Source organism: Sphingobacterium sp. UT-1RO-CII-1, from assembly GCF_026711005.1.
In the GTDB taxonomy this organism is placed as follows: Bacteria; Bacteroidota; Bacteroidia; order Sphingobacteriales; family Sphingobacteriaceae; genus Sphingobacterium.
In genome coordinates this window covers 1-19547 of the sequence record NZ_JAPPVJ010000007.1, presented here as the reverse complement: position 1 = coordinate 19547, position 19547 = coordinate 1, and the positions used below count along the sequence as shown (strand labels likewise).

Genomic DNA, 19547 nt, shown 5'->3' with positions numbered 1-19547 from the left:
CAAAATATCCTTATCTTCGTCAAAGATATTAAACTTTATTCATACTAAAAGGTCGTGGACGCACTACATCAAAAACGAGTTCTCATTACTGGAGCAGCCGGTTTTTTAGGCTCACATCTATGTGATCCTATTGTTGCAGCAGGTTTTCAGGTTATAGAAATATATAAATTACTCTTTTCAGACTATCAACTACCGGTAAACATCGGCACCCCTGACGAAATAACTGTTCCCCAACCGGCCAAAGAGATTTTAACGCAAACAAAATCAAAAGCTGAAATAGGCCATTCTAAGCTTCCTATGGATGACCTAGGACAAAGACGTCCGGATATTAGCACAGCAAAAATGATATTAAATTGGTTTCCAGTAATCGACAGAAAGATAGGCCTGCAAAGAACTATTGAATATTACAGAAATTTAAAATAAAATTATTTTATACATCACAATAATAAGCAATGAGCAAAATATTAGTTACCGGCGGCACGGGATACATTGGTTCACACACCGTTGTCGAATTATACAATGCAGGCTATACTCCTGTTATAGTTGACAACTTATCAAACTCAAATATTAAGATATTAGATCAAATTGAAAAAATAATAGGTATTAAGCCCGAATTTCATCAATTTGACCTATGTGACGAAACAAAAGTAATGTCTTTTGTAAAAACAAATCCTAACATCACAGGAGTTATTCACTTTGCAGCATCGAAAGCAGTTGGTGAATCCGTAGAAAAACCACTAAAGTATTACCGCAACAACTTCTTCTCTTTACTAAACCTATTAAATGCTTATAATGAAAAGAAGATAAACTTCGTATTTTCTTCTAGTTGTACAGTGTATGGAGAGCCTGATGTACTTCCAGTAACTGAATCAGCCCCTGTAAAAAAAGCAACTTCACCCTATGGTAACACAAAACAGATAGCAGAGGAAATTTTGCAAGAAACAGCCCAAGCTAATAACAACTACAAAATTATAGCATTACGTTATTTTAATCCTGTCGGCGCACATGAAACGGCTTTGATAGGAGAGTTGCCTATTGGAGTCCCTCAAAATTTACTCCCATTTATTACACAAACTGCTATAGGTAAACGTCAACAACTAACAGTTTTTGGAGGAGATTACGACACCCCTGATGGATCATGTATACGCGACTACATACATGTCGTAGACCTAGCGAAAGCACATGTTGCTGCAATAAAACTACTAGAAAAAGGCAATCCAAACGGCAACTACGATGTCTTCAATATCGGAACTGGTAACGGATACTCTGTCTTAGAAGCTATAACAGCTTTTGAAAAAGCTTCTGGCCAGAAATTAAACTATACAGTAGGTCCACGTCGTGAAGGAGACATTATTAAAGTATGGGGTGATGTAACCAAATCCAGTCAACAATTGGGATGGAATGCCCACTTAGGAATTGATGAAATGATGGCATCCGCATGGGCTTGGGAGAAATACTTAGCAGAAAACCCTATAAGCTAACGATAGCTTTCAGGGTAGGTTATAAATAATCTACCCTGAAAGTTTACACAAAAAAACAAAAATCAAATTACTAATTAGACCGACTTCTGTTCTGCATAAAGATCTGGTCTATACTTAAAAGATGGTGTCATCCAATAAAGCAAAACAACCCTAGAATACCTATAGTTAAACGGCGACATAATAAAAGCCGCAGCTAAAGCTGTTGTCAAATAAACCCACGGAGACTCCAATTGCCCCGTAATAACATAAGTAGCCACGCAAGCCGCAATCAACTCTGCCACAACAAAAGCATAACTAACGTACATTGCCACATAAAAATATCCAGGTTCTTTCTCAAACTTTAAATTACAATGTGGACAGTGCGTCCGCATCTTTCTAGATTTAAACGTAAACAGCGGCCCCTCAAACATGTCGCCAATACGACATCGCGGACACTTACCGTCTACTGCGCTCTTAAACTCTTTTGGTATAATATATTCTGTCTCCATATTGCTTTTTAATCTATTCCTTTTATAACAGTTACACAGGCTAAATACAGCTTTTAAACTTTATCTGCACAATTCTTTACACATGTATTTTACGAAACTCCTCCGGAGTACATCCTTCCATTTTTTTGAAAAACTTTGTAAAATATGAATTATCATTAAAATTAAGCCCATAAGCTATCTCTGATATCGAATAATCTTTAATAACTAACAATCGCTTTGCTTCTAACAATACCCTTCCTCTAATAATATCACCCGCAGACATACCCAAAAACTCTTTACTCAAAGCATTCAAATGATTAGGTGTAATATACAAAAGTCCTGCATAATATTTAGGAAGACGCTCCTCCTTATAATTTAACTCGATCAAATTTAAAAAATTCCTCAACAAAGTATGATTATAAACATCGCCCTCAGGAACATTCGATGGATCTCGCTGCTTCTCCAATTCCTGAAATAAATATAAAAGTGAAATCTGCACATAATCTTTAGAAACCGCTTTCTCTCCTGCTTCAGACAAACTAAAGTGCAAACGGTTCAACACGTCATAAACAATCTCCCTAGCACCCTCCTTAACAACAAAAACTTCATCACGTACCAAGCCTGAAAAAAAAGAAAACTGTGTTAAGTAATCCGGACGCAATAAAAAAGTCGTAAAAAAATCTTTATCAAAATTCACCACATACCCGTCAACACCATCTTCAAAATCCCAGGTATGTATCTGGCCAGGTGACATAAAATATATCTGCCACGGTTCAATAGTAAAACTCTCAAAATCTATAGTATGCCTACCACGTCCTTTTGTAAAAAGAATGAAATGGTAAAAATTATGGCGATGCGGAAAAATTAAGCTTTTATTCCGCTGTAAGTATCCCGACAAATCCTCCAGCATAACCTCACCCTTAAGATTATTGGATACAGCACATTGCTCTATAACAGGGACTTTCAAAACCATAAACAAAGATAAATCGAATAATGTCAATAAGCATGGTGTATTTAAAGTTTTTAATGGTACTTTTTACTGACAATTGATTAATACCACTAATTAACTCCATTATTGGAAGCTAACAGATTAGTTTGTTCCCTATAAAGTAAGTTTGTATTTTTATCTCATGTCACTACATAAAGACCCCAGTTTAAAAAACGCAGTACTCTCTTTACCTCAAAAAGAAAAAGATAAACTCCTCGTACGCCTAATCAATAAAGATAAAATGTTGATAAAACAGCTACACTTTCAGTTACTGGAAGATGAGCATGACCTCGAAAATCGTATCCATAAATTGAAAAACACTTTATACGAGCTATTTGAGGATACAATGTATATATATAAAATTAAAAACCAATCCAGTTTCCAACATTACAAAAGTCTAAACAGTTTAATGCGTGATGCAAGTGGAATCATAAATGAACATGAAAAAGTAACTAAAGATAAATTCAGCGAAGTAGAATGTCGTATTTTTATACTCAAAGAAGCATTTAGACGTTACCCCACCTTATTTAATGAATCCCTATCTACGACAGCATTCAAACTTCACAAGTATACCAATCTGCGTATTAAAGCAACCATGGCAAAATATGAGAAACTACACGAAGACTTACGGTTCGATTTAAAAGAAGACATGGAAGCGGTTCGCTCTTTTGCATCAACTCATCGTCTAAACCCGTAAAGTATCATAAAGAAAAGAACAGCAAACCTCCTTTTCCCCCTCTATTTAATAATTTTCTTAAATTCGCAATAAATTGTTAATAATAGAGATAACGTGGGTATTCAAGAAATTATAGAGCTTTACAAGAAAAGTGAAAATATTAAATCACTTATAGCAGCAATACAAGATAAACAGCCTAAAATACAACTCAAAGGTCTAATAGGCTCTGTAGACACTATATTAGCTGCCGCAACATATCTAACCGATGAAAGAACATTTATCTTCATTCTGCCCACACATGAAGATGCCTCCTATTTTCTAAGCGATCTAGAAAACATCCTGGATAAACAAATTCTGTTTTTTCCTGCTTCATTTCGTAAAGCTTATGAATTTACACAAATAGACTCATCACATGTTCTGCAACGAGCAGAAACATTAAATACATTAAATCAAAAAAGCGAACTCCCCAAAATTGTGGTCTCCTACCCTGAAGCTATTGCCGAAAAAGTTATCAATAGGGCTGACCTCGAAAAAAACACATTAAATATTATAGTAAACACGAAGTTAAGTATTGATTTCATTAATGAGTTTCTATACGAGTATGACTTTGAACGTGTTGATTTCGTATATGAACCAGGACAGTTTGCCATACGAGGAGGAATCGTCGACATCTTTTCTTTCTCAAACGATCTCCCTTATCGTGTTGAGTTTTTTGGAGATGAGATTGAAAACATACGAACTTTTGATATAGAAACACAATTATCTGTCAGTAATTTTCATACAGTAACCATTGTACCTAACGTACAAGCCAAATTCCTCAGCAACAACCATATTTCCTTACTGGAGTATGTAGAAGAAAATGCTGTCGTTTGGATAAAAGACACACAGTTCACATTGGACATTATGAAAGACGGCTATAAAAAGGCCAGTGAGTTTTGGAAAGCATTGCCAGAAAAAGATATTATTGCCAACCAAGAATGGGTTGATCCTAGAGTAACATTCACAACCGACCGAGGTTTTAGTGAGTTACTTTATGAATTTCCAACCATAGAATTTGGCAAACAGTTTTTCTACAAGCCCGATCAAACCATCACTTTTCACATAAAACCTCAGCCATCATTCAATAAAGATTTCAATTTACTCATATACAACCTCAAAGAAAACGAAAAAAACAATATCAACAACCTTATCTTCTCTGACTCTACTAAACAAATAGAACGTATTTATGCAATATTAGAGGACATTGATAAATCGACAAACTTCACGCCTGTACATCGTGCACTAAGAGAAGGCTTTAAAGATGATGAGCTAAAAATAGCATGCTATACAGATCATCAAATATTTGACCGCTATTATAAATATAAACGTAAAAAAGGATACGAACGCTCGCAGGCAATAACATTGAAAGAGTTACGCGAACTTAAACCGGGTGATTACATTACACATATTGATCATGGCATAGGTAAATACGCAGGACTCGAAAAGGTTGAAGTAAATGAAAAAACACAGGAAATGATCCGCCTGGTATATGCGGACAATGATTTATTATATGTAAATATAAACTCATTAAACCGCATATCGAAATATTCGGGTAAAGAAGGAACAATTCCTAAGATGAACAAATTAGGCACCGATGCCTGGGACAAACTAAAGAAAACTACCAAGAGAAAAGTAAAGGATATTGCGCGAGATCTCATCAAACTTTATGCAAAACGTAAAGCTGAAACAGGCAACGCATTTAGCCCTGACACTTACCTGCAAAATGAATTAGAAGCATCTTTTCTTTATGAAGACACACCAGATCAGGAAAAAGCCACAAACGACGTAAAAAAAGATATGGAATCCCCTCACCCCATGGATCGATTAGTTTGTGGCGATGTTGGGTTTGGAAAAACAGAAGTTGCTATTCGTGCAGCATTTAAGGCTGTGGCCGATAGTAAACAAGTAGCCGTGCTCGTGCCAACAACTATTTTAGCTTCCCAACACTACCGAACATTTAGTGAACGTCTAAAAGGTTTTCCCGCAAACATTGACTATATAAATCGCTTTAAATCAGCAAAGCAGGTTAAAGATACCCTGAAAAAATTGGAAGAAGGCGATATAGACATAATCATAGGTACGCACCGATTAGTTAGTAAAGATGTAAAGTTTAAAGAACTAGGGCTAATGATTATCGATGAGGAACAAAAATTTGGTGTATCCGTCAAAGAAAAACTTAAGGTAATGCGCGCCAATGTTGATTCACTAACACTGACAGCAACCCCTATTCCACGAACCCTTCATTTTTCATTAATGGGAGCCCGTGATCTAAGTATCATATCCACACCACCACCAAACAGACAACCTGTACAAACTGAATTACATGTTTTTAACGAGACACTAATACAGGAAGCCGTCAGTTTTGAAATAGAAAGAGGCGGGCAGATCTTTTTCATTCATAACCGAGTGGCAGATCTCAAACAGCTAGGTAGTATGGTGCAAAAACTAGTACCTGGTGCTCGAGTCGGAGTAGCTCACGGTCAACTTGATGGTGACCAACTCGAGGATGTAATGTTAAAATTCATAAACCACGATTTTGATGTACTTTTAGCAACTACAATAATAGAATCAGGCTTAGATATACCAAATGCAAATACGATTATTATCAACCATGCACATATGTTTGGCTTAAGTGACTTACATCAGATGCGAGGGCGCGTTGGGCGATCTAATAAAAAAGCCTTTTGCTACCTTTTAAGCCCTCCCCTATCTACCCTTACAACTGAAGCATATAAACGCTTATCGGCTTTAGAAGAGTTTTCAGATTTGGGGTCTGGTTTCAATATTGCAATGCGCGATTTAGATATTCGGGGCTCAGGAAATCTATTGGGAGCCGAACAATCAGGCTTTATTGCAGAAATAGGTTTTGAAATGTACAACAAAATATTAGATGAAGCCGTCCAGGAATTAAAAGAAGACGAGTTTGAAGAATTATTCCCAGAAGATAAAAACAGAAACTATGTTAACTTTACCCAGGTAGATACCGACCTCGAGGTTATGATTCCTGACGAGTATGTAACCAACATAGGAGAGCGATACAATTTGTACCAAGAAATTGCAAAAATAAATAACGAAGAAGAATTAGCAGACTTCACGAAAAAATTAGAAGATCGATTTGGCCCTGTACCAAAGCCTATATTTGAGCTTTTTAATACATTACGTCTACAATGGTTTGGAAAAGAAATTGGATTTGAAAAAATAACTTTTAAAAAGAATACTTTAAAAGGCTATTTTGTTAATAACAAGCAGTCCAGTTATTTTGAATCAGAAGCTTTTGGAAATGTGCTTAACTTTGTCCAAAAACACACTGCAATTTCTAACCTGAAAGAAGTAAAAGGACAATTGAGAATAGCACTTAGCAACGTTAACAATATTACTTACGCCCTACATTTACTAAAAGAAATGCTTGGTTAATCAAGACTTAACTCATTACACAGTTACTTGGGTTCAAAAAGTAACTGTGTAATAAAAAATCAAAGTAAAACCTCTGTTCCATTAGAAGGCACCACCTTAATGGCTGTCAAACTCAATCCAAACCTTTCTTTATAAACAGGGACTAATCGCTCAATCAATAGGTCTTCAAAAGATTTATGCACAAGATTAATTGTACACCCCCCGAAGCCCCCTCCCATCATCCTTGCTCCCAACACTTCAGGAAACTGCTTAACATATTCTACTAAAAAATCAAGTTCTACACAACTCACCTCATATTCATTACTTAACCCAGTATGAGCTTCATAAAGCAAACTACCCAACATGTCTAAATTTCCGTTTTCCAAAAACTCACAGGCTTTTTCTACCCGCTGATTCTCCTCTAAAACAAATTTACTTTTAATGTAAGCCTCATTGTCTATCCTCTCGACACATTCTTCCAACATAGTTAACGTTACATCACGTAAACTTATCACATCTTGAAACTTACCTTGTACTAAACCTACTGAACGCTCACAAGATTTTCTCCGCTCATTATAGGCCGACGAGGCCAACGAGTGATTTACATTCGTATTCAATAACAAGATAGTATAATCACCAAGCTCTAATGGTTTATAAGAAAAAGATAAATCTCTACAGTCTAACTTAATAACCTGGCCTGCCCTACTCATCGCCGACGCAAATTGATCCATAATACCACATTGTACCCCTGCATATTTATGCTCAGCTTGCTGCCCTATTAAAGCAATAGCAATGCGGTCAATTGCTAAATCGAATAAAACATTAAGAGCAAATCCAGTTGCACATTCAACAGCAGCCGAGGAAGACAATCCGGCACCAACGGGTATATCACCATCTAAATATAAATTAAAGCCTCCCAATTCATATCCTCTTTCACGCAACTCCCCGACCACACCAAGTACATAGTTTTGCCAGCCTTCAGGTAAGGCTTCAACATCGCTTAACTTAACTTCAAACAGTTCTTCAAAACTCTCCGCATACAAGCGCACCAAATCATCATCTCTTTTAGCTACTGCTACATAAACACCTTTATCAATAGCTGTGGGCAAAACAAACCCTTCATTATAATCCGTATGCTCTCCTATGATATTGATACGACCAGGCGACCTCACTATATATGTTGCCTTTTCACCAAAAACTTTTTGGTACCTAAACCCTATCTGATCTTTTGTCATCATTGTTATAAATTCTTTTTATAATGAGTAGTCGATTGTTCTTTCAATAGATCTGCTGCTTGTTCCGCAGTGATATCACGCTGTGGTGTAGCTAACATTTCATAACCAACCATAAATTTTTTCACGGTAGCAGATCGTAAAAGAGGTGGATAAAAATGCATATGCCAATGCCAGCCATCTAACTTTTCCCCATTTACAGGAGCCTGGTGCATACCCGCCGAATAGGGAAAAGAAGTTTTAAAAATATTATCATAACGGATAGTCAACTCCTGAAGCGTTTTCGCTAAATCCATCTTCTCATTTTCCGTAAAATCCAATACCGTTGTTACATGCCTCTTGCTAATAATGAGCGTTTCATATGGCCAAACTGCCCAAAACGGAACTAGTACGACGAAATAATCATTATCAATAATTATACGCTCATTTTTTTTCAACTCCAATGCCAAGTAATCCCCTAACAAACTTCGCTGATGTTTATTGAAATATTTAGACTGCTGTTCTCCCTCTTTTACTACTTCCACAGGCACCAAACCCTGAGCCCAAATCTGTCCATGCGGATGCGGATTACTACACCCCATAACACTTCCTTTATTTTCAAAAATCTGAATATACCTAATCCATTCATGTTTAGCTAAAATTTCAAACTCTCTCTGCCAAATATCAACTACTGACTTTATTTCTCCAACTTCCATTTCTGGTAATGTCAAATCATGTCTAGACGAAAATGCTATAACCTTGCAAATACCACGTTCAGATTCAGCATGTAACAAACCTTCCTCATCATAAACCTCATTAGGTGTATCTGCTAACAATGCGGAAAAGTCGTTAACAAAAACAAAACTATCTGTATATTCGGGATTCTGCGTACCATCAGCGCGCTTATTTCCTGGGCATAAATAACAATCAGGATCATAAAAAGGTCTCTCAGTAGATATAACATCCTCAACCTGTCCTTGCCAAGGTCGTTTACTGCGGTGTGGCGATACCAGAACATACTCGCCGGTTAACAAATTCTTACGTCTATGTGGATGTTCAGAAAAATTCAACATGGTTTTAGTCTTTTATAAATATTAGATTTTTAAAGATAAAAAACAAGCATAAAAAAAGTCTTTAAATGAAATTTTTTTCAAAAAATCGCATTTAAAGACTTTTAAAATAATTGTTCAAATCTATCAAAAAAAGAAATACAGCATACCACTTTAATAACCAGCCTTACACAATAGGTTTATCCCCTTTCACCAATTCAAATAAAGTAATCTCAGGCAAAATTCCAACACGTCCAGGATACCCTAAAAAACCATAACCAACATTCACATAAAGCTGTTGACTATTCTCTTCATACAGACCTGCCCACTCCTTATAAATAAATTTAGCCGGACTCCATTGAAAATGCTCTCCACGAACTCCAAATTGCATACCATGTGTATGTCCAGCAAACATAACATCAATATCCGTATCCAGCACCTGCGCACGCCAGTGCGATGGGTCATGAGACAACAGTAACTTAACAGGCTCATCCTCCGTCCCTTGCAATGCTTTTTCTATATCACCTTTTTTCGGAAAACGACCTGTCCCCCAATTCTGTACACCTACTATTGAAAGACTTTCATTATTAACTTTAATAGAACGATTTTCATCCATTAGTAAATCCCAGCCCATTATCCTTTGCGTTTCTATAAGATCTGCTAAGTTTTTACGCTTAGCAACCGAATCTTCTCTACCAAAATGATAATCACCATAGTCGTGATTACCCAAAACAGAAAAAACTCCCAAATCAGCTTTAAGCTTTGCAAAAATATCTTGATATTGACGCATCTCTGAAGCTACATTATTTACTAAATCTCCCGTAAAAAAAATCATATCAGGACGTTCGTTCAATAACATCTCAACACCTCCCAGTACAGCTTTTTCATTATAAAACGAACCTGAATGCACATCAGAAATCTGCGCAATACGCATTCCATGAAAAGACGCTGGGAGATTCGGCAAATAAAGCTTTTGTCTTCTTATTCTATAATCATATCCACCCGAAATCATACCCCAAGACAATGGAAATATAGGCAAAGACGCTACAACTAGCCCTGATTTAGTTAGAAATTCTGAACGGGTTATCCCATGCACAGGTTCCTCTGGCAATTCCTCAGAAAGAGTTTCTACCCTTTCCTCTAGATTCTTACTTCTTTGCGGAGAAAAAAGTCTACTAATCCAAACACCACCACGTCGTACATCATCAACTAATAGTATTAAAATAAATATAAATTTACTTACAGCTGTCATAAAAAAAGCTACAAGAATAATAGAACGATACGCAAGCGGTATGTTATACTTAGCTGAAATGTATAAACCTACTAATAAACCTATCGTATAACCCCACCATAAAAATGAAAACCATTTAGTTTTCGCTACTTTAATCTTTGTCGCCCGCAGTGCGAAAAAAATATAAAAATCAAATATGATAAGGAGTATTGCGTTAAATATCAACATAATAATTTAATTATTTCTACCCTATCGCAAGACGCTTCAATACATTGATCCACTTAGGATCATCATTTAAGCTTTCTACCATAGCCACTTCCTCCCCCCCTAATGCCTTAAACTCATCTGCATATTCAACTAATATTTCATCAAGCGTCTCTATACAATCTGCAACAAAAGCTGGACTAAAAACAAGCAATTTCTTCACTCCCTTTTCTGCCAAGACGCGCAAAGTATCTGAAGTATATGGTTGAATCCAAGGTGTTTTCCCTAAACGTGATTGAAAACAAAGAGTATACCTTTCTTTTGATAAGTTTAATTTTTTTACAATAGCCCGAGTTGTTGCATAACACTGAGAAAGATAGCAATGTGGTTTTTTCTCTACCTGACAACTCTCACAGCCAAAATCGGGACACTTCAAGTTCCCAGAAGGGTCAACCTTACCCAACTGACGAACTGGCAGACCATGATAGCTGAACAAGATATGATCGTAACTATCAATGTCATGTTTACGACCATGCTCAGCATAGACCCCCACCATCTCATCATCATCACAATAACTACTGACAAAACTTACTTCGGGAAAATATTGCCAAGAACGCATAAGTTCCATCACACGATCAATAACCGATCCTGTAGTAGCTGATGCATATTGGGGAAATAGTGCAATTACACGTATAGACTCAAAAAACATACCCTCCATTTTTTTTAGAGCCGATTCAATAGAGGGGTTTTGATAGCGCATAGCAAGCTCCACATGATAATCTTCTCCAAGCTCCGCTTGCAATAAATCGCGTTGCAACTCACTATAATACATCAGTGGAGATCCTGTTTCCTCATCCCAAATTGTACGATAAGTTGCTGCTGACTGAGGAGCTCTTTTAGGTACAATAACACCCTTTACCAGAAGTGTTCTCCCCAATTTCGAAATGTCCATCACACGTGGATCCATTAAAAACTCAGTCAAATATCTGCGCACGTCACTGGTGGTTGGTGCATCTGGAGTGCCTAGTTGCACTAACAGAACACCTTTGGTTGCTCTCTTACTCATTAAGCCAAAAATAATGTTTTTTTACAGGTTCATCGAATACACTACCATAATATGAAGTTTGCATGACCCTTAGCTAAAGTTCCTCAAGATGCAACTTCACTTCTTTCATTAACCACATAGGTGTAGAAGTAGCACCACATATCCCAATCGTCTCTCCCGTTTCAAAGACTAAATCATTTAGCTCTGATGAGTCAGATACAAAGTAACTATTGGGATTAGCAGATTTACATACTTCATATAAAACACGACCATTTGACGATTTTTTGCCCGAAACAAAAACAATCCGGTCATAACTACGTGCAAACTCTCCAAGCTCCTCATAACGATTAGAAACCTGCCTACAAATAGTATCATTTGCCTTTACATCATAACCACGGTTAATTAATTCATCTCGAATAGCGTAAAATTGATCAACACTTTTCGTCGTTTGACTGTATAAAGTAAAGGAATCTGGTAACAATACATTGTCCAGCTCATCTAAGCTTTGAAACACTAAAGCTTCATTATCAGTTTGACCTTGCAAGCCCACAACTTCCGCATGACCATGTTTACCGAAAATCAGGATTCTCTCTTCTGCATCATAAGATGTTTTTATTCGATTCTGTAATTTTAGTACTACAGGACATGAAGCATCAATCAAAGTAATATTATTTGCTAAGGCAATTTTATATGTATCTGGCGCTTCCCCATGGGCGCGGATTAATACCTTAACATCTCTCAATCCGACTAAATCAGCATGTTCAATAATCTTTAAACCCTTCGACTTCAATCGAGAAACTTCTTCATCATTATGAACAATATCACCCAAACAATATAAAGTACCTTCGTTATCAAGAATTTCTTCAGCCATATCAATAGCATATACAACACCGAAACAAAAACCGGAATCCTTATCAATTGTTACTTGCAGATTTTTTGCCATACACAAAGTTACAAATTAGAACTTAAATTATTTCGCACCTAAATAACTCCAAAGCATCTCCGCCTTTAAACAAACAAGATGGCTCAAAATCTTCTTTTTAAAGCGACTCCCTATAAAACCATAGTAATTTCGTAACTTTACAGAAATTTATTAGTAAATAATGGCAACTAACAAAACTTTTACAATGATTAAGCCAGATGCTGTCGCAAATGGCCATATCGGAGCAATTTTGAATGATATAATTGCAGGTGGTTTCAAAATTGTAGCAATGAAATACATTCATTTAACACAAGAAACTGCAGGAAATTTTTACGCTGTACACAAAGAAAGACCTTTTTACGGAGAATTAGTTCAATTTATGACTTCAGGCCCAATCGTAGCAGCAATTTTAGAAAAAGAAAATGCTGTAGAAGATTTCCGTAAGCTAATCGGTGCTACTGACCCAACGAAAGCGGATGAAGGTACTATACGTCAAAAATACGCCAAGTCGATCGATGCAAATGCAATACACGGATCAGACTCTGATGACAATGCTGACATAGAAGGTAGCTTCTTTTTCTCACAATTTGAAAGATTCTAGTTATAAAAAGAGGCGGTCAGTGACCGCCTCTTTTTATAACTAGAATGACCGTTTTGCCAAATATTCATTTTCTTTAGCGGTCATCTGCTCTTTCTCTTCTCCCTCTTTATCATGATAACCACATAAGTGTAACACACCATGAATAATCACACGATGTAATTCATCTTTTTCTGAAACGTTATATTGCATCGCATTCTCCACTATACGTTCTACCGAAATAAAAACATCTCCTGCTATAATTTCATTATCTTCCGAAGAGTCAAATGTAACAATATCTGTATACGTATCATGATCCAAATATTGTTTATTAATTTCTAACAAGTAGGCATCAGAACAAAAAATAAAATTTAATTCACCGACCCGCTTATATCCTTCTTCCTTTATTGTATCTCTTATCCACAACCGTAATTTTTGCTTGTCTTTAACAAGATACTCGATATCTTCATTGAAGAAAAGAATGTTTCTTAATGCCATATTAAAAAGATTTAGAATTCATATATGTTTGAAGAATAATAGTAGCTGCAACAGTATCAACCAGAGCTTTATCTTGCCGATCCTTTTTTTTCTTACCGCTCTGTGCAATCACTTGAGAAGCTAATTTTGACGTAAACCGTTCATCAACTTCTGCAACATCAATATCGGGATATGTTTTCTTTAATTTCCGTACAAAACCAACAACATGCTGTGCAGATTCAGATGCTTCACCACTCATTTGCAAAGGCATTCCTACCACAAAAACCGATATGCGTTCGCTTTGCATATATGCAGACAAAAAATTCCAGATATCTGCTGGATGTACCGTTGTCAAAGCAGTTGCTATAATCTGCAAGGGATCAGTGACAGCAATACCGATACGTTTTGTCCCATAATCAAAAGCCATTATTCTCATAAGCACTATTTTACTACAAAAATACAATTATCATTACATCGAGTAGCAAAATTATCTATATTTGAATTTAAAAAAACATAAAGACAACAGTACTATTCCCCAATTAATAAAACTGTATATAACATGGATAGTGTTATAGAACGGGGATAAGCAAATTGAGCTTCCTAGCTCACAAAGCAACTACAAAGTAGTTATAAGTTTCATTAAAATAGATTATACACACATGAAAACTATCACACAATTATTTTTCTATATACTATTATCATTCTATGCTACTGCGCAAGAATATTCGGAAAGCATCTTACAACACAGACAAATACAAGCTGCGAGCTTGAAACAAAGTAAAAAAGGCCCCATTCAAGATCAGTATATCGGAGAACTAAACTATTATCCTCCAAACGAAAAATTCCGAGTAAAAGCAGATGTAGAATTCTTAATGAATGAACCAACCTTTAGAATGCCTACCTCAGATGGAACAAGCAAAGAATTTAGGAAATATGCAAAACTCACTTTTCACATCGATGAACATACATACGATTTAACAGTATATGAAAATGCAGATAAATTTCAAACAAAGCTCCAATCTTCCTACCTATTCCTCCCGTTTCTTGACCAAACAACAGGAGAATACACATATGAAAGTGGACGCTATCTAGATCTTAAAAAGCAAGATATAGTTGCAGGCCAAGTCAATATCGATTTTAATAAAGCCTATAACCCTTACTGCGCCTATAGTGATGGATATCGTTGCCCTCAGCCACCTGCAGAGAATTTTTTAGATGTGGCTATTCAGGCTGGCGAAAAAAAATATACAGGACCAAAAAATCATAAAAAACAAGATATCGTAATGGCTAAAAACTTCACACAAAAAGAAATAGATATTATTCAATCGGGCGACTTAGGAGACAAAATGTACGTACTCCAAACAACTGTTAATAGTGATTCGATCATTCTACGTACGATTTCGGAAGATATTAAACCAGACGATCCGTTACTAGAAAAGTTGCTGAACCGTATGCTTGTAACAGTAAAAAATCCAGAACAAAAAGGAGTCGGTATTGCGGCCCCACAGGTTGGTATCAACAAAAATATTATTTGGGTTCAAAGGTTTGATAAAGAAGGACAACCTTTCGAATCTTATATCAATCCAAAAATCACGTGGCGCTCCCAGTTACTACGACAAGGATCAGAAGGTTGTTTATCAATTCCAGAGCAAAAAGAAAACGTTTTAAGGAGTTATACTATAAAATTAAATCACATTGATAAAAAGGGTAATCATATTTCTGAAATTATTGAAGGATTTACAGCCGTTATTTTTCAACATGAAGTGGATCACCTATATGGCATACTGTTTACTGATAGATATACGGAGCATAATCAAAAAATATATAACCCCATTAATGATATTCTTAATTTTTACATTCCCGAAAAAAATACTTTAATACCATAAGAACAGAGTAAAAACAGGGGCATCTATAAAAAAAAGGAGATCAATTTTACTAGAAAACTGATCTCCTTTTTTTATAGATGTAGAACTATCTTTTTTTAATATTCATATAGAATACTCATGAGTATTTACAATTGTTAAACATGGATATTTCATACAATTATATCACAAATAAAAAACTAGCGTTCCACTACTTCAATCTCATACAAAGTATCCCACTGTTTACCTGTCACATAAAGTGTGTTTTTATCTTTATTATAAGCAATACCATTAAGTTCTTTATCATTTTGAGAGGCGTGAGTATGCATTCCCATAAGATTTATTTGCCCTTCAACTACCCCTGTCTCGGGATTAATAATAACAATATAATCTTTACTGTATACATTCGCATATACACGTCCATTAATATACTCTAGTTCATTAAGTTCTGCTACAGGTCCATTATTGTCGTAAACGGCTACAAAACCCTTTTCTTCATATGTCTCAGGATCTAAAAAGTACAACTTATTACTACTATCTGTTTTTAGCAAACGATTACCGTCATAGGTAATACCCCATCCCTGTTTACTATTTTGATAACTAAACTTGCCTATCTGTTCAAAACTATTCTTGTCAAAAACAAAGCCTTCTTCATTTAACCAGAATAACATCACAATCTTATTATTAACAATAGTAAGTCCTTCACCAAAATAATCGTGCTCATTTGGACTTTTGCCGACAATCTCTTTTTTCGTCAAAACTTTCCCCGTCTCTAACTCAACTTTACGCAAGGAGGAAACTAAATCAGTTTGCATCGGTGCTCCAGTAGACTCATAAAGCACACCATTTTCATATTGCAGACCTTGTGTAAAAGCTTTAACATCGTGCGGATAACTCGCTATAGTTTTAAAAGTATATTGCTTTGGAGAATCTGGCAAAATAGTAACGCTACTATATGCAACATGTTCTTCTCCATTTTTATATGCTTTAGCCATTAGGTTTTTTGCGCCAAACCCTAGAGATTCTGTATTCAAATAAACAGTAGCAGTATCATTCTTTCTTTCAATAACCTCCCCATCTATTGAATAAATGATAGAATCCAAGGTAGTATCCGGAAATTGCATACGAAGAGGTACTTTTTGCCCCGACACTAGTGAAGCTCCAGAGTTAGGTGTCAGGAATTCAAATTTTGTTTTTTGTGACTTGCAGCCAGTAACAAATAACATGACCACCACCACAAAGCTAATTACAATATAAAATCTCATACAATAAATTATTTAATAACCTATACATAATCACGTAGACCAGTTTCTTAAAAATACTAAAAAAACAGAATTTATTATCATGTCCAAAACGCATCTTTAATCAATTCGATATGTACTCCCTTATCTAGAGTGACAGCTACAATATCAAATCTAATTTCGCCCTTATACCCTCTATAATGCAAATAAGCTTCTGCAGCTATAATTAATCGCTTTTGCTTCTTCCAGTCTACAAAAAAATCAGCATCTGCCAATGCAAAGGAATGTCTAGTTTTCACCTCTACAAAAGCTAAAACATCCTTATCCTCGGCTATAATATCAATTTCTAAGTTTTTAAACCGCCAATTCTTAGCCACAATACAATAACCAATCTTCTCTAAATAGGTAGCTGCCTCATTTTCCCCTAAACGTCCTATTTCTAAATGACCACTCATCTCCTACTACTTCACCACGGTATTACCAAGATAAACTCCTAATAGTTTTTCTGCCTCTTTCAATTTCTGGTATTTGGCAAGAAGAATTTCTAAATTACTAGCCTCTTGTTCAACTTTAAGTTCTTCTCTAATCTTAAGTATCTCCCGCTCAATTTTTCTCTTTTTAATCCTATAAATAGCTTGGATAGTTAATTCCTTTAAGTGCTCTTTCTCTTCACTGACATAAATCTTTCGCTTATCATCATTCCAATTAGGACTTAACTCATACGGGGAAGAAACACTTGTTATAGCTAGATCCTGTATCTCTTTATCTTCATGCGAGAAGAAAAATTTGGCTTCGGGTATTTCATAATTCTCAGCCTTCTTTTTAAAAACATCGACAATGAGTGCACTAGGACGATCTTCAAAGTCTATATCATCTAAAGCACTCAACATCAAAGGAGCTACAGGAATATCTCCATCACCTTCCCAAGTAGCAAGCTCAGCACCATAATTTAAAAGAATACGAACAACTTCTCTTTCCTGTAAAATTTCTGCTGTGATCACAACGGGCACTTCCGCACTTGTTGATCCTCCCGCATCAATTCGCTCTTCATCAGTCAAAAAGAAATCAGGTGGAGGCATACCATCTGGCATTCCAGGAGGCGTTTGTATGGTGCTTCTCGATGAAAAACTATCTTTACGATCTTGTTCTTTTGCTTTATGAAGTCGCATTTTATTCAACTCCGTCAACAAAACACGTTCTTCAATATCCAACAAGTGTGAACATTGTTGAATAAATACAGATACCTTTATCTCATCTGGGATTAAAGAAATACTCTGTACCACTTCTCGGATAACCTCTGCCCTTTTAACTGGATCTCCCCCCGTATCCTTTAGAAGGATATTTGTTTTATAAAAAATAAAATCTTCCTGATGTTCAGTTATGTACTTCTTAAATTCATGACCTCCATACTTCTGCACATACGAATCCGGATCATTACCATCGGGAAAAAGAAGAACTTTAACATTCAGCCCTTCTTCTAACAACATATCCGTACCCCGTAGCGAAGCTTTAATACCTGCAGCATCACCATCAAATAAGATAATCACATTCTTTGTAAAGCGTGAAATAAGCTTAATCTGACCTACTGTTAAAGATGTCCCGGAAGAAGAAACGACATTCTCTACACCAGCTTGGTGCATGGATAAAACATCGGCGTAGCCCTCAACAAGATAACAGCTATCCTCATCCATTATCGCTTTCTTAGCGAAATTTAGACCATAAAGTACATTCGATTTATGGTAAATATCACTTTCTGGAGAGTTCACATACTTTGGTACTGATTTTTCAGTCCGCAAAGTACGTCCTCCAAATCCAATAATTCTACCTGTTAAATTATGAATAGGAAATAAAACACGTCCTCTAAATCGATCATAGACACTACCATCGTCACGCTGTATCGAAAGACCTATATTCGTTAAATAGTCTTTATGAAAACCTGCCTCTATAGCCGCATCAGACATACTCGTCCATTCATCTGGCGAATAACCTAGATCAAACTTCTTAATTATATCATCTCTGTACCCTCTTTCTTTAAAATAAGATAAGCCAATAGATTGTCCTAACGCTGTAGTCCATAATTGTTCTTTAAAATATTTTCCAGCCCAGCTACTTAAAACATAAAGGCTTTCCCGCTTATCTTGAGCTGCAATCTGTGCAGGCGAACGTTCAACCTCTTCTACAGGAATATTATATCTATCTGCTAAATATCGAATAGCTTCAGGATAAGAGTACTTCTCAAGTTCCATAACGAACTTAAGCGAATCCCCTCCCACCCCACAACCGAAACATTTATAAATTCCTTTTGCGACAGACACATGAAAAGAAGGCGTCTTTTCATTATGAAATGGACAATTTCCTATTAAAGAAGTCCCCCTCTTTTTTAGATCTACAAAGTCACCCACAACCTCTTCAATCCTCGCTGCATCAATTACTTTTTCAATGGTTTCCTTTGTAATCATTATTTCTTAAACAACACTAATAGCAGTACTACAATAATAACAGGTGCAATTTACACAGAGCCTTTCTAAATTACAACTCAATTTTTTAAGGGTTCCTAGGTTTAATAAAAATGCTATAACACAAAAAAGCCCTTGCTGATCTAGCAAAGGCTTTCTGTATAAAATTAGGCACCGACCTACTCTCCCACCTGTTACGGCAATACCATCGGCTCTGGCGGGCTTGAC

Annotated in this window: 18 protein-coding genes; 6 read left to right on the top strand and 12 right to left on the bottom strand. The window is 36.1% G+C overall.

Annotated features, from left to right (window positions below):
• The first annotated feature begins 54 nt into the window (after positions 1–54).
• Complete coding sequence (locus tag ORI89_RS14985; protein ID WP_268231320.1) at positions 55–423, top strand: NAD-dependent epimerase/dehydratase family protein; 369 nt, start codon at positions 55–57, stop codon at positions 421–423.
• A 29-nt stretch (positions 424–452) separates the two neighbouring features.
• On the top strand, positions 453–1481 hold the full coding sequence (galE, locus tag ORI89_RS14980; RefSeq protein WP_268231319.1) for a UDP-glucose 4-epimerase GalE: 1029 nt from the start codon (positions 453–455) through the stop codon (positions 1479–1481).
• A 74-nt stretch (positions 1482–1555) separates the two neighbouring features.
• Here galE and ORI89_RS14975 read toward each other — a convergent pair whose 3' ends face one another.
• The gene (locus ORI89_RS14975) at positions 1556–1969 is read right to left on the bottom strand and encodes a DUF983 domain-containing protein (protein ID WP_268231318.1); all 414 of its coding nucleotides are present in this window, start codon (positions 1967–1969) and stop codon (positions 1556–1558) included.
• A 76-nt stretch (positions 1970–2045) separates the two neighbouring features.
• Complete coding sequence (locus ORI89_RS14970) at positions 2046–2921, bottom strand: AraC family transcriptional regulator (protein WP_268231317.1); 876 nt, start codon at positions 2919–2921, stop codon at positions 2046–2048.
• Between the two features lie 157 nt (positions 2922–3078).
• On the opposite strand from ORI89_RS14970, the gene ORI89_RS14965 reads away from it, so the two are divergent.
• Together ORI89_RS14965 and mfd are read left to right on the top strand one after the other, a co-directional pair.
• Positions 3079–3633, top strand: a complete 555-nt coding sequence (locus tag ORI89_RS14965) for a hypothetical protein (protein ID WP_268231316.1) — start codon at positions 3079–3081, stop codon at positions 3631–3633.
• A gap of 93 nt (positions 3634–3726) precedes the next feature.
• Entirely contained in the window at positions 3727–7065 is a 3339-nt protein-coding gene (gene mfd, locus ORI89_RS14960; protein ID WP_268231315.1) for a transcription-repair coupling factor, read from the top strand.
• A 59-nt stretch (positions 7066–7124) separates the two neighbouring features.
• Here mfd and galK read toward each other — a convergent pair whose 3' ends face one another.
• From galK to ORI89_RS14935, 5 genes are all read right to left on the bottom strand, one after another.
• A complete protein-coding gene (gene galK, locus ORI89_RS14955) occupies positions 7125–8282 on the bottom strand; it encodes a galactokinase (protein WP_268231314.1) in 1158 nt (385 codons plus the stop codon).
• A 2-nt stretch (positions 8283–8284) separates the two neighbouring features.
• Positions 8285–9328 carry a UDP-glucose--hexose-1-phosphate uridylyltransferase gene (locus ORI89_RS14950; RefSeq protein ID WP_268231313.1) on the bottom strand — a complete coding sequence of 348 codons (1044 nt, stop codon included), beginning with the start codon at positions 9326–9328 and terminating at the stop codon, positions 8285–8287.
• Positions 9329–9491: 163 nt separating this feature from the next.
• The gene (locus ORI89_RS14945; RefSeq protein ID WP_268231312.1) at positions 9492–10763 is read right to left on the bottom strand and encodes a metallophosphoesterase; all 1272 of its coding nucleotides are present in this window, start codon (positions 10761–10763) and stop codon (positions 9492–9494) included.
• A 16-nt stretch (positions 10764–10779) separates the two neighbouring features.
• Positions 10780–11805 carry a ferrochelatase gene (gene hemH / locus ORI89_RS14940; protein ID WP_268231311.1) on the bottom strand — a complete coding sequence of 342 codons (1026 nt, stop codon included), beginning with the start codon at positions 11803–11805 and terminating at the stop codon, positions 10780–10782.
• A 73-nt stretch (positions 11806–11878) separates the two neighbouring features.
• Positions 11879–12727, bottom strand: coding sequence for a 4-hydroxy-3-methylbut-2-enyl diphosphate reductase (locus ORI89_RS14935; protein WP_268231310.1), 849 nt, complete (start codon positions 12725–12727; stop codon positions 11879–11881).
• 160 nt (positions 12728–12887) lie between these two features.
• Here ORI89_RS14935 and ORI89_RS14930 point away from each other — a divergent pair, with 160 nt between their 5' ends.
• On the top strand, positions 12888–13307 hold the full coding sequence (locus tag ORI89_RS14930; protein ID WP_268231309.1) for a nucleoside-diphosphate kinase: 420 nt from the start codon (positions 12888–12890) through the stop codon (positions 13305–13307).
• A 39-nt stretch (positions 13308–13346) separates the two neighbouring features.
• On the opposite strand, the gene ybeY is transcribed toward ORI89_RS14930, so the two are convergent.
• Positions 13347–13781: an rRNA maturation RNase YbeY gene (gene ybeY / locus ORI89_RS14925; RefSeq protein ID WP_268231308.1), complete on the bottom strand. Its 435-nt coding sequence runs from the start codon at positions 13779–13781 to the stop codon at positions 13347–13349.
• Position 13782: 1 nt separating this feature from the next.
• Entirely contained in the window at positions 13783–14196 is a 414-nt protein-coding gene (gene ruvX, locus ORI89_RS14920) for a Holliday junction resolvase RuvX (RefSeq protein ID WP_268231307.1), read from the bottom strand.
• A gap of 223 nt (positions 14197–14419) precedes the next feature.
• On the opposite strand from ruvX, the gene def reads away from it, so the two are divergent.
• Positions 14420–15646: a peptide deformylase gene (gene def / locus ORI89_RS14915; protein ID WP_268231306.1), complete on the top strand. Its 1227-nt coding sequence runs from the start codon at positions 14420–14422 to the stop codon at positions 15644–15646.
• A 176-nt stretch (positions 15647–15822) separates the two neighbouring features.
• On the opposite strand, the gene ORI89_RS14910 is transcribed toward def, so the two are convergent.
• The 3 genes from ORI89_RS14910 to dnaG all read right to left on the bottom strand — a co-directional run bounded on the left by ORI89_RS14910 (position 15823) and on the right by dnaG (position 19322).
• The gene (locus tag ORI89_RS14910) at positions 15823–16887 is read right to left on the bottom strand and encodes a glutaminyl-peptide cyclotransferase (protein WP_268231305.1); all 1065 of its coding nucleotides are present in this window, start codon (positions 16885–16887) and stop codon (positions 15823–15825) included.
• A 77-nt stretch (positions 16888–16964) separates the two neighbouring features.
• Positions 16965–17318 carry a YraN family protein gene (locus ORI89_RS14905; protein ID WP_268231304.1) on the bottom strand — a complete coding sequence of 118 codons (354 nt, stop codon included), beginning with the start codon at positions 17316–17318 and terminating at the stop codon, positions 16965–16967.
• A 6-nt stretch (positions 17319–17324) separates the two neighbouring features.
• Positions 17325–19322, bottom strand: a complete 1998-nt coding sequence (gene dnaG / locus ORI89_RS14900) for a DNA primase (RefSeq protein WP_268231303.1) — start codon at positions 19320–19322, stop codon at positions 17325–17327.
• Positions 19323–19547 lie beyond the last annotated feature (225 nt).

Excerpts from the sequence above, each read along its gene's own strand:
- galE (WP_268231319.1), top strand. The coding sequence starts at position 453 with ATGAGCAAAATATTAGTTACCGGCGGCACGGGATACATTGGTTCACAC.
- ruvX (WP_268231307.1), bottom strand. The coding sequence starts at position 14,196 with ATGAGAATAATGGCTTTTGATTATGGGACAAAACGTATCGGTATTGCT.
- ORI89_RS14970 (WP_268231317.1), bottom strand. The coding sequence starts at position 2,921 with ATGGTTTTGAAAGTCCCTGTTATAGAGCAATGTGCTGTATCCAATAAT.
- ORI89_RS14935 (WP_268231310.1), bottom strand. The coding sequence starts at position 12,727 with ATGGCAAAAAATCTGCAAGTAACAATTGATAAGGATTCCGGTTTTTGT.
- galK (WP_268231314.1), bottom strand. The coding sequence starts at position 8,282 with ATGATGACAAAAGATCAGATAGGGTTTAGGTACCAAAAAGTTTTTGGT.
- hemH (WP_268231311.1), bottom strand. The coding sequence starts at position 11,805 with ATGAGTAAGAGAGCAACCAAAGGTGTTCTGTTAGTGCAACTAGGCACT.
- ORI89_RS14965 (WP_268231316.1), top strand. The coding sequence starts at position 3,079 with ATGTCACTACATAAAGACCCCAGTTTAAAAAACGCAGTACTCTCTTTA.
- ybeY (WP_268231308.1), bottom strand. The coding sequence starts at position 13,781 with ATGGCATTAAGAAACATTCTTTTCTTCAATGAAGATATCGAGTATCTT.
- dnaG (WP_268231303.1), bottom strand. The coding sequence starts at position 19,322 with ATGATTACAAAGGAAACCATTGAAAAAGTAATTGATGCAGCGAGGATT.
- def (WP_268231306.1), top strand. The coding sequence starts at position 14,420 with ATGAAAACTATCACACAATTATTTTTCTATATACTATTATCATTCTAT.
- ORI89_RS14950 (WP_268231313.1), bottom strand. The coding sequence starts at position 9,328 with ATGTTGAATTTTTCTGAACATCCACATAGACGTAAGAATTTGTTAACC.
- ORI89_RS14910 (WP_268231305.1), bottom strand. The coding sequence starts at position 16,887 with ATGAGATTTTATATTGTAATTAGCTTTGTGGTGGTGGTCATGTTATTT.
- ORI89_RS14945 (WP_268231312.1), bottom strand. The coding sequence starts at position 10,763 with ATGTTGATATTTAACGCAATACTCCTTATCATATTTGATTTTTATATT.
- ORI89_RS14975 (WP_268231318.1), bottom strand. The coding sequence starts at position 1,969 with ATGGAGACAGAATATATTATACCAAAAGAGTTTAAGAGCGCAGTAGAC.
- ORI89_RS14930 (WP_268231309.1), top strand. The coding sequence starts at position 12,888 with ATGGCAACTAACAAAACTTTTACAATGATTAAGCCAGATGCTGTCGCA.
- ORI89_RS14905 (WP_268231304.1), bottom strand. The coding sequence starts at position 17,318 with ATGAGTGGTCATTTAGAAATAGGACGTTTAGGGGAAAATGAGGCAGCT.